Origin of the sequence: Bacillus sp. FSL H8-0545 (assembly GCF_038006105.1) — a bacterium.
Lineage (GTDB): Bacteria > Bacillota > Bacilli > Bacillales > Bacillaceae_G > Bacillus_A > Bacillus_A cereus_U.
The window spans coordinates 2055417-2070733 of sequence record NZ_JBBOUO010000001.1; the positions used below are offsets into that span (position 1 = coordinate 2055417).

A 15317-nucleotide genomic window follows, 5' to 3' on the forward strand; every position below is an offset into this window, starting at 1 on the left:
AGGGAAGTTCACACGAAGTACATATCGTTGTGCTATTTTTATTTCACCTTTGATTTATAAATAAGAAAATATTGACCATTTGAAAAAAAGGTATATTATTTATACGAGGTATTAAAAATTCACTTCTTACATTCTATGCTTTAAGGGGCAGTATTATTAGAAAAAATAGAAGTGAAATAGTTTGTATAAGAAGTATTCTAAAATGTATAATCTGTGAATTAGGAAAATATTGAATGCTCCAGGTCAATATACTTTCTTGATTAAATGTATTTGGGAAAGTGACCTCAATATTTTCAAGTAAATCAACGGGAGAATTGAAAGGCAGGAGAAAGTAACATGTCAGAAAATTATCGTTCTCGAGAGGAGCGACGACAAGTTCAAAAGAAAAAACAGCCAGCTTCTAAAAAAACAAAACCAAAAGGTAAAACATCGTTTTTTCGTAAATTTTTAATCAGTTGTTTACTACTTGGTATTGTAGGTTTAGTGGCAGGGGTTGCTACCTTTTTCGTTATGATAAAGGATGCGCCAAAACTTGAGAAATCAAAACTTGTTAATCCGTTATCCTCAAAAATTTATGATAAAGACGGGAATTTGGTATATGAATATGGGAAAGAAAAGCGAACGAATGTTACGTATGATCAAATTCCAAAATTAGTAGAAAATGCATTTTTAGCAACAGAAGATGCACGTTTTTACGAGCATAGCGGGGTAGACTTTAAAGGTACTGCCCGTGCGGTTTTAGTCAGTCTTAAAGGAGATTATGGCTCTCAAGGTGGAAGTACGATAACGCAGCAAGTTATTAAAAATTACTTCTTATCGATGGAAAAAACGTCAAAGCGTAAGGTTCAGGAAATATATTTAGCGTATAAGCTAGAACAACAATATTCAAAACATGAAATATTAGAGATGTATTTAAATAAAATTAATTTAGGTAACCGTTCATATGGAATCGCAACAGCAGCGCAAAACTACTACGGTAAAGAATTAAAAGATTTAACATTACCAGAAGTTGCGATGCTTGCCGGTTTGCCGAAAGCACCGAATAACTATGATCCAACGAAAAAAGAAAATGTCGAAAGGGCAACAGAAAGAAGAAATACTGTACTAAACTTAATGAATCGACATGGTTATATTACAAAGGCAGAAATGGAAGAAGCATCAAAAGTTCCAGTAACAGATGGGCTTAAGACTGTAACTGAACAAACAATGCCATATCCTGCATTTATGGATGCGGTTGTGAAAGAAGTAGAAAAAGAATTACCAGATGCTAATATTGGTTCTGATGGTTTAGAAATTTATACAACGTTGGATCCAAAAGCACAGAAATTGGCTGATAATATTTTAAATACAAATATTATTGATTATCCAAATGATAAATTCCAAGGTGCTTTCACATTTATGGATACAAAAACAGGGGAAGTTCGCGCTATAGGTAGTGGTCGTGGCGAAAATAAAGCAGTATTTAAAGGTCATAATATGGCGATTGAATTAGATCGTGCAGCTGGTTCGACAATGAAGCCAATCTTTGATTACGCTCCTGCAATTGAATATTTAAAATGGGCTACGTACCATCAAATTGATGACTCTCCATTTAAGTATTCAACGGGGCAAGAAGTTCGAAATGCAGACAGAAGTTATTCAGGCCCAATTTCAATGCGTGAAGCATTAAAAATGTCGCGTAATATTCCGGCAATTAAAACTGCAAAAGAAGTGGGAATTAGTAAATCGAAAGACTTCTCTGAGAAATTAGGTATTACATTTAATACAGCACCGACAGAATCTACAGCGATTGGGACAAACGAAGTATCACCAACTGAAATAGCGGGTGCTTATGCGGCATTTGGTAATGATGGTAAGTATACAAAGCCGCATTTTGTTAAGAAAGTAGTTTATCCAGATGGCAAGTCACAAAGTTTTGGACAAAAACCAAAATCAGTTATGGCGGATTCTACAGCATATATGATTACTGATATGCTTCGTTCTGTAGTTACATCAGGTACTGGTACATCGGCAAATGTGGCCTCTTTAGATGTAGCTGGTAAAACAGGTACAACTAACTATTCTTCAAAACAACTAGCACAATATGGAATTCCAGAAAGTGCAACTCGTGATAGTTGGTTTGCAGGATATACACCGCAATATACGATGGCAGTATGGACTGGGTATATGAAAGATGGTAAAAATGAGTATATTAGTAGTAAAAATACGAAAATTGCACAGTTGATCTTTAAAGAAATGATGAGCGAGATGGCTACAGATAAATCACGCTTTAAAATGCCAAGTAGTGTTATTCAAGAAGGTAGTGAGTTGCGTATAAAAGGTGAAAAACGTGATTCATCTCCAAATACGAGCGTACCTAATACAACTGAGCAACCAAAACAAGACCAACAGCAAAAAACTGAAGAAGAGAAAAATCAAGAGGAATTAAAGAAACAGGAAGAGCAAAAGAAACAAGAAGAGCAAAAGAAGCAAGATGAACTTAAGAAGCAAGAAGAGCAAAAGAAACAAGATGAACAGAATAAGCAAAATGAACAAAACAATGGAAATGGTCAAGGAACTCCAAATCCACCGAACAATGGAAATGGTCAAGGAACTCCAAATCCACCGAACAATGGAAATGGTCAAGGAACTCCAAATCCGCCGAACAATGGAAATGGTCAAGGAACTCCAAATCCACCAACCACTGGAGGTGGCCAAGGAACTCCAAATCCACCAACCACTGGAGTTCCAAATCCGCCAACCACTGGAGGTGGCCAAGAAACTCCAAATCCACCAACCACTGGAGGTGGCCAAGAGACTCCTGCTCCACCAACTGCTGGCGGGAACGCAGGAGAAATCCCTGCCAATAATGGACAATAAATAATGTATTTGAAAAGCACGTAAGGAATCGCAAAAAGCGCTTCCTTACGTGCTTTTTGTATTTAAAAAGGTCGTGATTTCTTACGATTTTTTTAAATATTAAAAGTACCATAGAAATTTTGAAAGTAAATTGATGGGAAATGATAAAAAATTTGAGTCGGAGGTATTGGATAGCTAGGGCTATAAAAAGTAGTACTACTAGGATGTGTGCCATGGTGCCAATATGAAGGGGTGACTTGGCCGGGCAATTGATATTGTTGCCATGCAGCAGGAAGTTCGATACCAACATCAGAACTTGCTGTATGAACGGCAGGAACATGTATTGAGGGAACTGACGGGACGGCAACGGTTATTCTTGGTGATACCCACATGAAAACAATCACTCCTAAGTTTTAATGATAAAGTAGTATATTCTTTTAACAGCTATAAAGGTACATATGGATAAGACTTTCGAATGAAACATACGTACAAAGTCGTAAGACCAAATTAAATTGATCGTGGACCATTTAGTATGAAAAGATACGTCTATTTGCGGAGGGCAAGGGGACATGAAAAATATACAATTGATGTGTTGATTGCAATATTTTACGTGTTTATGGAGGAATTTTAATGGAACGATTATGGACGAAATCATTTATTCAAATGACTATCGCGATGTTATTTTTATTTACAGGGTTTTATTTACTAGTTCCAACGCTACCGCTCTTTATTAAAGAGATTGGTGGAAATGAATCACAAGTTGGACTGATGATGGGAATGTTTACAATAGCGGCAGTTGTAATACGACCGATTATTGGAGGAATGTTAGATCAATATGGTAGAAGATCTTTTATTATTTTCGGACTCATATTTTTTGGGATAACGATGTATACGTATAATTTAGCATCGACTATTGTCCTTTTAGCTGTTTTACGCGTTATTCACGGAGTGACGTGGGCTGTTTCTACAACAGCAGTTGGAACAGCGATAACTGATATTATTCCAGATTCACGTCGTGGTGAAGGAATGGGCTGGTATGGCATGGCGATGACAATCGCGATGGCAATTGGCCCGATGATTGGATTATGGGTTGTACAAAATTATTCATTTCATGGCCTATTCTTATTAGCAACTCTTTTATCCTTTATGGCAGTCGTATTATCGTTAATAACGAAAATGCCATTTACGCCACAAAAAGAAAAAGGGAAAATCCAGCTATTTGAAAAATCTGTTTTATCAATTACAATTGTTATTTTCTTTTTATCGTTTGCATACGGAGGCATAACAACATTTTTACCGTTATTTGCGTCATCAATTGATGTGAATCCTGGGACGTTCTTTCTTGTATATGCAATTGCTTTAACAATTGTACGTCCGATTTCAGGAAAACTATTAGATAAATACGGAGAAGTATTTATCATACTCCCGGCACTATGTATTACCATTTTAGCTATAGTTGTATTAACTATTTCAAATAGTTTAATGGGTATAATTATCGCAGCGGTATTATACGGTGTTGGATTCGGTTCAGCACAGCCCGCTTTACAAGCAGCGATGCTGACAATTGTTGATCCTAGTAAAAGAGGAGTTGCTAACGCTTCATTCTTTACCGCATTTGATTTAGGTATTGGATTAGGTGCGATTTTACTTGGAGTTGTTTCACAAATGTTTGGTTACCGTATTTTATTTGCTGGTAGTGCAATTTCTGGATTAATAGCTTTAATTCTTTTCGTTGTTTTTGTAAAACAACGATTAGGCAAAAAAGATTTTGCGTAAACAGGAAGAGCGAAGATGAAAATTTCAATTGAACATGATGCTCTACGATGGTTTAAGGAAGAATTGCGTATAAAGTATGATGAATCGATTTGATTTATCCCGCTATTTGTGGGCAGTAAGACTCCCACCTCAAAATTCGGCTGGAGCAAAGAAGTTAGGTAGGAGCCCTGCTGCCCGTAAACGCCCGATTGGTGTGGGCTAATAATCAGTGGGGGATGAAAAAAACCCCACTGATTAAAGTTTCACTTTATTGTAAGGTACGGAGGAAATAGCGCAATTCATCCAGGATATTCTTTAGGAATTGTTTCTGAGAAAACATTTCGGGAAATAGTGTCAGTTGAGAAAGACGGTATTTTATTTTTATAGATTTTGATAATCTTTGGTACTTTCAAAACTATGATTTAGTTGTAAGTTATCGTAAAGGAACGGAAGAAATTTAATTTAATTATGTAAAATAATAATTTTATTAAAAATAAATAAATTTTATATAAGAATTATATTTTTGGGAATATGAAATAAATATTATAAAAAACGAGCTGTGCATGAATGCAGCTCGTTTTTTATATTTGTTAAAGAAGAAGAGATTAAAGGTGTATTTAGTGGGATTATATGGATAATTGCTATATTTCGTTTTAGAAAATTGTAAAAGGATGTCTGTCCTTTCTTTATAAAAGATGAAAGTTATTTTTGAAAAATTGTATTATTACATCGGTAAAAGTATAGGAAACTTATCATTATAAAATAAATTGAAATCTTCTAAAAACTCTGATACATTGAAATGGAGAAATGTAGTTTCACAGTATTGTAAAGGCTTACAGTTATGTGCACGAAGATCTATTAGGATTGGAGGAAATAATGATGAAAGCTGAAGAAAAATTTTCCCCGGGATTAGATGGTGTAGTAGCAGCGGAGACGAAAATTTCGTTTCTTGACACAGTAAAAGGTGAAATTGTAATTCAAGGGTATGATTTAATCGAACTCTCAAAAACAAAAGAGTATTTAGACATTGTGCATCTTTTATTAGAAGAACAGCTACCGAATGAGGATGAAAAAGCAACAATTGAAAAGAAATTAAAAGAAGAATATGCAGTGCCAGAAGGTGTATTTAATGTGCTAAAGGCATTGCCTAAAGAAACGCATCCTATGGATGGGTTACGTACAGGTGTGTCAGCATTAGCTGGTTACGATAGTGATATCGAAAACCGCTCGTTAGAAGTGAATAAAAGTCGAGGGTACAAGCTTTTAAGTAAAGTGCCAAATATCGTAGCGAATAGCTATCATATTTTAAATAACGAGGAGCCAATTCAGCCCCTTCAGGAATTGTCATATAGTGCGAATTTCTTCTATATGTTAACTGGTAAAAAACCAACTGAACTTGAGGAAAAGATCTTTGATCGTTCCCTTGTTTTATATAGTGAACATGAAATGCCAAACTCTACATTTACAGCTCGCGTAATTGCATCAACACAATCGGATTTATACGGCGCTCTAACAGGTGCAGTTGCATCTTTAAAAGGAAGTTTACATGGTGGTGCAAATGAAGCGGTTATGTACATGCTTTTAGAAGCTGGCAATGTTGAGAAATTTGAAGAACTATTACAGAAGAAACTTTATAACAAAGAAAAAATCATGGGCTTTGGACATCGCGTATATATGAAGAAGATAGATCCAAGAGCACTTATGATGAAGGAAGCTTTAAAACAGCTTTGTGATGTAAAAGGCGATTATACACTATATGAAATGTGTGAAGCTGGAGAGAAGATTATGGAGAAGGAAAAAGGCATTTATCCGAATCTTGATTACTATGCTGCTCCAGTATATTGGATGCTTGGTATTCCAATTCAACTTTACACACCAATCTTCTTTAGTTCTAGAACAGTAGGGTTATGTGCACACGTAATTGAGCAACATGCGAACAATCGTTTGTTCCGTCCACGTGTAAATTATATTGGCGAGCGACATGCATTTAGTAAATAAAAACAACTGGGGAGTTGTTAGCGCCGCCCGCCAGATGGGTGTTTGACCGACACCCATCATTAATAATAACGAATTTTCGACAGAAAGGGAAGAATAGTATGATTAAAACAAATGAAATTAAACAAAAAGATGCATTATTAGAAGAAATTACGGATTATGTATTAAATAAAGAGGTTACAAGTGCAGAAGCATTCAGCACTGCTCGCTACGTATTACTTGATACACTTGGATGCGGAATTTTAGCGCTACAATATCCAGAGTGTACAAAATTATTAGGACCAGTTGTACCAGGAACAATCGTGCCAAATGGTACACGCGTACCAGGTACGTCATATGTACTTGATCCAGTAAAAGGCGCATTTAATATCGGATGTATGATCCGTTGGTTAGACTATAACGATACTTGGCTTGCAGCAGAATGGGGACATCCATCTGATAACTTAGGCGGAATTTTAGCAGTAGCAGATTATATTAGCCGTGTTCGTATTTCAGAAGGAAAAGAACCATTAAAAGTACGTGAAGTACTAGAAATGATGATTAAAGCACATGAAATTCAAGGTGTACTTGCTTTAGAAAACAGCTTAAACCGTGTTGGTCTTGACCATGTATTATACGTAAAAGTAGCAACAACTGCGGTAGTTGCGAAAATGCTTGGCGGAACGCGTGAAGAAATCTTTAATGCATTATCACATGCGTGGATTGATAATTCTAGTCTTCGTACATATCGTCATGCTCCAAATACTGGTTCACGTAAATCATGGGCAGCAGGGGATGCGACGAGCCGCGGTGTTCATCTTGCAATGACTGCTCTAAAAGGTGAAATGGGTTACCCAACAGCATTATCTGCGCCAGGATGGGGATTCCAAGATGTATTATTTAATAAGCAGGAATTAAAATTAGCAAGACCACTAGAATCGTATGTAATGGAAAATGTATTATTCAAAGTGTCATTCCCAGCAGAGTTCCATGCACAAACAGCTGCAGAATGTGCTGTGAAATTATATCCTGAAATTAAAGAAAGATTAGAAGAAATTGATCGTATTACAATTACAACTCATGAATCAGCAATTCGTATTATCGATAAAGAGGGACCATTAAATAACCCAGCTGATCGCGATCATTGCTTACAATACATTACGGCAATTGGTTTATTAAAAGGAGATATCGTTGCGGATGATTATGAGGATGTAGCAGCGAATGATCCACGTGTAGATGAATTACGTAATAAGATGGTTGTTGTTGAAAACAAACAGTACAGTTTAGATTACCTTGATCCGAACAAGCGCTCAATCGCCAACGCTGTTCAAGTTCATTTTAAAGATGGTACTGTAACAGAAAATGTGGAATGTGAATACCCGCTTGGCCACCGTTTCCGTAGAGACGAAGCGATTCCAAAAGTTGTTCAAAAATTCACTGCAAATATGGCAGGTCATTATTCTAGTAAGCAACAAGAAAAAATTCATGAAGTTTGTCTAAATGAAGAAAAACTAGAAAATATGAATGTAAACGAATTTGTAGATCTATTCTTAATTTAATAATAGGGGGAATTTAGAATGGCTTGGGTTGTGAATAAACAGTCAACACAAGAGGAGCTTGCGAATCGCTTCCGAGCTTTAGTAGAAGCAAATGAAATTTTACAAATTCCAGGTGCTCATGATGCAATGGCGGCTCTTGTTGCGAAAAATACAGGTTTTTCAGCTCTTTATTTATCGGGAGCTGCTTATACTGCAAGTAAAGGGCTACCAGATTTAGGAATCGTGACGTCTACTGAAGTAGCAGAGAGAGCAAGGGATCTAGTAAGAGCTACAGATTTACCAGTTCTTGTTGACATTGATACAGGATTTGGTGGAGTACTAAACGTAGCGAGAACAGCTGTAGAAATGGTGGAAGCGAAAGTTGCGGCTGTTCAGATTGAAGATCAACAATTACCAAAGAAATGTGGACATTTAAATGGTAAGAAACTTGTTACTACAGAAGAATTAGTTCAAAAAATTAAAGCGATTAAAGAAGTTGAGCCAAGTTTATATATTGTAGCACGCACAGATGCTCGCGGCGTGGAAGGATTAGATGCAGCGATTGAAAGAGCGAACGCATATGTAAAAGCAGGGGCAGATGCAATATTCCCAGAAGCGCTTCAATCGGAAGAAGAATTCCGTTTATTTACTAGCAAAGTGAATGCACCTTTATTAGCAAATATGACTGAGTTCGGGAAAACACCATATTATAGTGCAGAGGAATTTGCGAATATGGGCTTCCAAATGGTAATTTATCCTGTAACTTCACTTCGTGTTGCTGCAAAAGCATATGAGAATGTGTTTACGCTAATTAAAGAGACAGGTTCTCAAAAAGATGCACTTTCTAATATGCAAACGAGAAGTGAGTTATATGAAACAATTTCATATCATGACTTTGAAGACTTAGATACTGGAATTGCAAAAACAGTATTATCTGAAGATCAATAGGTAGAAGGACTTAGGCGATGAGAATACATCTTTGGCAAAACGAACTGCTTGATGTGAAAAATCATCGCCTTCTGTTTTCAATAGTAAGATATTCCACTCATCGTAGACGAGCATATGCAAAAAGCAATGAAGGCCGAAATGATAGGGGGATTCAGATGGAGAAAACGAAGTTACCATGGGCTGAATTTTTTTCACTCAATAAAGATGTGAATAATACTTTCTTTACACCAGAAGATTTTTCAGGGGATGAAGATTTAATTGCAAAAACGACAGAACAATTCGTTAAACAAGAAATTGTCCCACAAATGGAGAATATTGAACAACATAACTATAAAGTTTCTCGTCAATTATTTGAGAAAGCTGGGGAACTTGGATTATTAGGCATTGAGGTACCAGAAGATTATGGTGGATTCGAGTTAGGAAAGGCTGTCTCAGGTCTTGTAGCAGAGAAAATGGGTTACGCTGGTGCATTTAGCGTTTCTTTTAATATACACGCCGGTGTAGGTACATTGCCTTACATATATTACGGAACGAAAGAACAGAAAGAAAAATATTTACCGAAAATCGCATCGGGAGAATGGATTGGGGCTTATGCTTTAACTGAGCCAAATGCTGGTTCTGATGCATTAAGTGCAAAAACGAGTGCAGTATTGAATGAAGAGGGTACTGCTTGGAAGTTGAATGGTGAGAAGCAGTGGATTACAAATGCTCATATGGCAGATGTATACGTTGTTTTTGCGAAGACAAATAAAGGAATGACAGCGTTTATTGTCGAAAGAACATGTGAAGGTGTATCAATAGGATTAGAAGAAAAGAAGATGGGGATTAAAGGTTCTTCAACAGCGACGCTTATTTTAGAAGATGTTGTCATCCCCGCTGAAAATGTTTTAGGGGAAGTTGGGAAAGGGCATCACGTAGCTCTTAATATTCTTAACTTCGCGAGACTAAAACTTGCTTTTGGAAATATTGGAACAGCAAAACAAGCAATTGGTTTGTCAGTTCAATATGGAAAGGAACGAAAGCAGTTCCAAACAGAATTAGTAGATTTTACGATGATTCAAGAGAAAATTGCAAATATGATTATTTCTACATATGGAGCAGAAAGTGCAGCTTACCGTACAGCGGGTGTAATTGATGAAGCAATTCATGAGAGTGATGAAGATCTTATGAAAAAAATGTCCCAATTTGCAATTGAATGTGCACTTAATAAAGTAAATGCTTCTGAAACACTTGGCAATATTGTAGATGAGGCTGTACAAATTCATGGTGGATACGGTTATATGCAAGAATACGAAGTAGAACGTTTATATCGTGATGCTAGAATTAGCCGTATTTTTGAAGGAACGAACGAAATTAATAGATTAACAGTTGCTAAAATGTTAATGAAACAATTTGAGCAAATTGAAGATCATGTAGTAGAAAGTGATATATCAAATGTAGAAAGAAACCATCGTTACATTTTATTATCGAAAAAATTGTTGAAACAATCTTTGAAAACGCTCTCTAAAACTCCGGACTTAAAAATTGATCAGGAGCAAGAATATTCACGTGTACTATCAAATATGTTGACGGACGTGTACGTCATGGAATCAGCATTTTTACGTACGAGGAAAGCAGTTAGTAAAAATGGTGAGGAAAAAGAGCGTACGAAGCAAATGATAACAGATGTTATTTGTGAAGAGGGATATCGTAAAGTAGAAGAAGCTTCGATTTCCATTCTTTCAGCAGCTGTCACAGAAGAACAAAATAGACAAGAAATATTAGCTGAAATCCGTCAATTATTAGTGCCTTTATACTCGAACTTATTTACGAAAAAGAGAGACATTGCGAAAGTTATTATAAATCGCGGGAAATATATTGTGTAAATAGGAGGAAAGCGATATGAAAAAGATTGGTTTTATCGGTTTAGGTAACATGGGTCTTCCAATGTCTAAAAATTTAGTTAAATCGGGCTACACAGTATATGGAGTGGACTTGAATAAAGAGGCGGAAGCTTCCTTTGAAAAAGAAGGAGGAATTATCGGCTTATCAATCTCAAAACTAGCAGAGACATGCGATGTGATTTTTACAAGTTTACCTTCACCTCGTGCTGTGGAAGCGGTATATTTTGGGGAAGAAGGATTATTTGAAAATAGCCACTCGAATGTAGCTTTAATTGATACAAGTACAGTATCTCCACAATTAAACAAACAATTAGAGGAATCGGCGAAGGAAAAGAAAGTAGACTTTTTAGCAGCACCTGTTAGTGGCGGGGTAATTGGTGCAGAAAACCGTACATTAACGTTTATGGTTGGTGGATCGAAAGAAGTATATGAAAAAACTGAATCTGTCATGGAAGTACTTGGAGCGAATGTTTTCCATGTTAGTGAGCAGATTGATAGCGGTACAACTGTTAAATTAATTAACAATCTATTAATTGGTTTTTATACAGCTGGTGTGAGTGAAGCTTTAACATTAGCGAAAAAGAACAATATGGATTTAGATAAAATGTTTGATATTTTAAATGTAAGTTACGGTCAAAGTAGAATTTATGAGCGTAATTATAAAAGTTTTATTGCATCAGAAAATTATGAGCCGGGCTTTACTGTAAATTTATTAAAGAAAGATTTAGGATTTGCGGTAGATTTAGCTAAAGAAAGTGAACTTCACTTACCAGTAAGTGAGATGCTATTAAACGTATATGAAGAAGCGAGTGAGGCAGGATATGGTGAAAACGATATGGCTGCTTTATATAAGAAAGTTAGCGAACAATTAATTTCTAATCAAAAATAGTGCACTTATAAAAATCATGATAAAAAAGGAGAGAATATAATGATTACAACTGAAATTAAACGCGTGAAAAATCATATTAATGGCGAATGGGTAGAATCTACTGGTACTGAAGTAGAAGCGGTTCCGAATCCGGCAACTGGAAAAATCATCGCTTACGTTCCACTTTCTCCAAAAGAAGATGTTGAAAAAGCTGTTGAAGCGGCAAAAGCGGCATACGAAACATGGTCTAAAGTGCCAGTTCCAAATCGTTCAAGACAACTATACAAATATCTACAACTGTTACAAGAAAATAAAGATGAGCTTGCAAAAATCATTACGCTAGAAAACGGTAAAACGCTAACGGATGCAACTGGTGAAGTACAGCGTGGTATTGAAGCGGTAGAACTTGCAACATCAGCACCAAATTTAATGATGGGACAAGCCCTTCCGAATATTGCTAACGGAATTGATGGATCGATTTGGCGCTACCCAATCGGAGTTGTTGCTGGTATTACACCGTTTAACTTCCCGATGATGATTCCGTTATGGATGTTCCCACTTGCAATTGCTTGCGGTAATACATTCGTATTAAAAACATCTGAAAGAACACCACTTTTAGCTGAGCGACTTGTAGAGTTATTCTATGAAGCTGGTTTTCCAAAAGGGGTATTAAATTTAGTACAAGGCGGAAAAGATGTTGTAAATAGTATTTTAGAAAATAAAGATATTCAAGCAGTTTCGTTTGTTGGCTCTGAGCCAGTGGCACGCTACGTATATGAAACTGGTACAAAAAATGGTAAACGTGTACAAGCGTTAGCAGGTGCGAAAAACCATGCGGTTGTTATGCCAGATTGCAACCTTGAGAAAACAGTACAAGGTGTAATTGGGTCTGCGTTCGCAAGTAGTGGAGAGCGCTGCATGGCATGTTCAGTAGTAGCAGTAGTTGATGAAATTGCTGATGAATTCATTGATGTATTAGTAGCAGAAACGAAGAAGTTAAAAGTAGGTGACGGTTTCAACGAAGATAATTATGTCGGACCATTAATCCGTGAATCTCATAAAGAACGTGTTTTAGGCTATATTAATAGTGGTGTAGCAGATGGAGCAACTTTACTAGTAGATGGCCGTAAAATCAATGAAGAAGTTGGAGAAGGTTACTTTGTTGGTGCAACAATCTTTGATGGCGTAAATCAAGAAATGAAAATTTGGCAAGATGAAATTTTCGCTCCGGTATTAAGTATTGTAAGAGTAAAAGATTTAGAAGAAGGTATTAAGCTGACAAATCAATCGAAATTTGCGAATGGTGCTGTTATTTATACATCAAATGGTAAACACGCACAAACATTCCGAGACAATATTGATGCTGGTATGATTGGTGTAAACGTTAATGTTCCAGCACCAATGGCATTCTTCGCATTTGCAGGAAACAAAGCTTCATTCTTTGGAGATCTTGGTACAAATGGTACGGATGGCGTTCAATTTTATACACGTAAAAAAGTTGTAACTGAGCGCTGGTTTTAATAAAGTGAAATGATAATGAGTGGGGTGCATTCCCACTCATTATAAAAATAATGCAAACGAAAATACACTACTCATAATGGAGTAGTGTATTTTCGTTTGCATTGTGTTAACTATTTCTTTCAAAGGCTAATTTAATACCAAACCCAATTAAGACGATTCCTGTAATCCCTTGAATATAACGCTGTGTCTTCGGCTTTTTCATAAAAGCACTAATTTTATCAATTAAAAATATATAAAAAGCAAACCAAATGACTGTTAAAATGAGATAAGTAAGTCCCATAACGAGAAGTTGTATAAATGTATTATGATTTGGATTTAAAAACTGCGGTAAAAAAGTTAAAAAGAAGACTGCAACCTTAGGGTTTAGTAAATTTGTAAGAAAACCTTGGCGAAAGCAAGAAGTATGTTTATTGTCATTATTTATTGGAACGTCATTTGTATTTAAGTCTTCTGTGTTTCTTACTGCTAAAAGGGCTTTAATACCAATATAGACTAAATATACAGCACCAACATATTTAAAAATAGAAAATAAAAGAGCAGACTTTACAATAAGTGCTGAAAGACCAATTACAGCAGCTAAAGTGTGAATTAAAAGCGCAACACAAGTACCAAAAACAGTTTTTACGCCGCCGATTTTGCCAGCAACCAATGTGTTTTTCGTAGCCATTGCTGTATCAGGACCGGGTAGAATAATAAGACATATAGACATAATAATAAACAGAAAAAAATTTTCCATAATGTTATCCGCCTTCCTTTGTTGTTTTTAGAAAATTCGATTAATGTTAGTTTAACATACATTTTAGTTAAATAAAATTAAATTATATTTAAAATTATTTAACTAAAAAGAAGAGGCCATATAGAGTAGCTGAGAGTGAGCTACAATATATGACCTCTTTGTTTAGGCGTTAAGTAAGTTAAAGAATCGATTTACATCTTCTTCTGAAACATCACTTAAGTGTTTATATTTATAATTTGGATTTTGGTCTTTATCAACTACAACGGAGCGTACTCCTTCAAAGAAATCTTCATGTCGCATGAAATTTTTAGCGAGTATAAGATCTGTCGCAAAACATTCTTCAACTGACTTTTCTTGGCCATCGATAAACTGTTTTAATGTTACCTTTAATGAAACAGGGGATTTTGATAATAACTGTTCTTTCGTTGTTTGGGCAAATGGACTTTGATTTTTCTCTAAAGATTGAATGATTCCTTCAATTGTATCGAATGCAAAATGCGAATTAATTTCTTCTAATAAAGAAGAAAGATTGCCATCTAAGTTTGGAGCGGTTGCAAATGTACGAATAACTTCTTTTAAATGAGTATGTACATCTTCTTTTTTCCAATTTACATTTTCAAGTGCGGTAAGGAAATTTGGTAATGAATCTGATGTCATAAAGTAATCAGCAGCGTTAATATATAATACATCAGGAGCTTTTAAAATGGATGCTGTTAAAGCAACATATCGGCCAGTATATCCAGGCGCTTTATTTAAGAAATAAGCAGCACCGACATCAGGGAAGAAACCGATGTTCATTTCAGGCATTGCCCACTTCGTACGCTCTGTTACAATTCGATACGTAGCTCCATTTGTCAGACCGACACCACCGCCCATTACGATTCCATCTAAACAAGCGATAATTGGTTTTTTGTATTGATAAATAAATGTATCAATTTCATATTCTTCTTCAAAAAACTGCTCTGCATGTTGTAATGCAACTTCGTTAGAACGTGCTTCGTATAGCGTTTTAATATCACCACCTGCACAAAAACCTTTCGTCCCAGCTCCTTTTAAAACGATGAGTTCAATACGCTCATCTTGTTCCCATTCTTTAAGTTTTTGCCCAATTGGCTGTAACATGTCATAGGATAAAGAATTGAGTGCTTTTGGACGGTTTAAAGTAATTGATGCAACGCCGTTTTCGCTAACAGAAAATAAAACGTGTTCAGTCATTATAAATCCTCCCTTACTTATCTTCTTATTCTTATTTCTTG

At 35.9% G+C, this 15317-nt stretch carries 11 protein-coding genes and 1 pseudogene; 9 read left to right on the forward strand and 3 right to left on the reverse strand.

What is annotated here, in order from left to right:
• Positions 1 to 336: 336 nt before the first annotated feature.
• A complete protein-coding gene (locus MHI07_RS10855) occupies positions 337 to 2859 on the forward strand; it encodes a PBP1A family penicillin-binding protein (RefSeq protein ID WP_340823633.1) in 2523 nt (840 codons plus the stop codon).
• Between the two features lie 92 nt (positions 2860 to 2951).
• Here the strand turns inward: MHI07_RS10855 and MHI07_RS10860 are convergent, their stop codons facing one another.
• Positions 2952 to 3230 carry a hypothetical protein gene (locus MHI07_RS10860; protein ID WP_016104776.1) on the reverse strand — a complete coding sequence of 93 codons (279 nt, stop codon included), beginning with the start codon at positions 3228 to 3230 and terminating at the stop codon, positions 2952 to 2954.
• A gap of 238 nt (positions 3231 to 3468) precedes the next feature.
• Here MHI07_RS10860 and MHI07_RS10865 point away from each other — a divergent pair, with 238 nt between their 5' ends.
• The 8 genes and pseudogenes from MHI07_RS10865 (at position 3469) to MHI07_RS10905 (ending at position 13325) form a co-directional block, all read left to right on the forward strand.
• Positions 3469 to 4614, forward strand: coding sequence for an MFS transporter (locus MHI07_RS10865; RefSeq protein WP_215581610.1), 1146 nt, complete (start codon positions 3469 to 3471; stop codon positions 4612 to 4614).
• A 246-nt stretch (positions 4615 to 4860) separates the two neighbouring features.
• Positions 4861 to 5054 (forward strand): annotated as a pseudogene (locus tag MHI07_RS10875) (HesB/YadR/YfhF family protein); the annotation flags it as partial.
• A gap of 415 nt (positions 5055 to 5469) precedes the next feature.
• Entirely contained in the window at positions 5470 to 6591 is a 1122-nt protein-coding gene (gene mmgD, locus MHI07_RS10880) for a citrate synthase (protein ID WP_002202097.1), read from the forward strand.
• A gap of 98 nt (positions 6592 to 6689) precedes the next feature.
• Positions 6690 to 8126 (forward strand): 2-methylcitrate dehydratase, encoded by a 1437-nt coding sequence (prpD, locus tag MHI07_RS10885; protein WP_002157934.1) that lies wholly within the window; start codon positions 6690 to 6692, stop codon positions 8124 to 8126.
• Between the two features lie 18 nt (positions 8127 to 8144).
• The gene (gene prpB, locus MHI07_RS10890; protein ID WP_002157933.1) at positions 8145 to 9053 is read left to right on the forward strand and encodes a methylisocitrate lyase; all 909 of its coding nucleotides are present in this window, start codon (positions 8145 to 8147) and stop codon (positions 9051 to 9053) included.
• A gap of 155 nt (positions 9054 to 9208) precedes the next feature.
• Positions 9209 to 10918, forward strand: a complete 1710-nt coding sequence (locus tag MHI07_RS10895) for an acyl-CoA dehydrogenase family protein (protein WP_340823638.1) — start codon at positions 9209 to 9211, stop codon at positions 10916 to 10918.
• 16 nt (positions 10919 to 10934) lie between these two features.
• Positions 10935 to 11825, forward strand: a complete 891-nt coding sequence (locus tag MHI07_RS10900) for an NAD(P)-dependent oxidoreductase (protein WP_002157931.1) — start codon at positions 10935 to 10937, stop codon at positions 11823 to 11825.
• Between the two features lie 39 nt (positions 11826 to 11864).
• A complete protein-coding gene (locus MHI07_RS10905; RefSeq protein WP_340823640.1) occupies positions 11865 to 13325 on the forward strand; it encodes a CoA-acylating methylmalonate-semialdehyde dehydrogenase in 1461 nt (486 codons plus the stop codon).
• 106 nt (positions 13326 to 13431) lie between these two features.
• Here MHI07_RS10905 and MHI07_RS10910 read toward each other — a convergent pair whose 3' ends face one another.
• Positions 13432 to 14064 (reverse strand): LysE family translocator, encoded by a 633-nt coding sequence (locus tag MHI07_RS10910; protein WP_087947231.1) that lies wholly within the window; start codon positions 14062 to 14064, stop codon positions 13432 to 13434.
• Between the two features lie 159 nt (positions 14065 to 14223).
• Positions 14224 to 15276, reverse strand: a complete 1053-nt coding sequence (locus MHI07_RS10915) for an enoyl-CoA hydratase/isomerase family protein (RefSeq protein ID WP_340823642.1) — start codon at positions 15274 to 15276, stop codon at positions 14224 to 14226.
• Positions 15277 to 15317 lie beyond the last annotated feature (41 nt).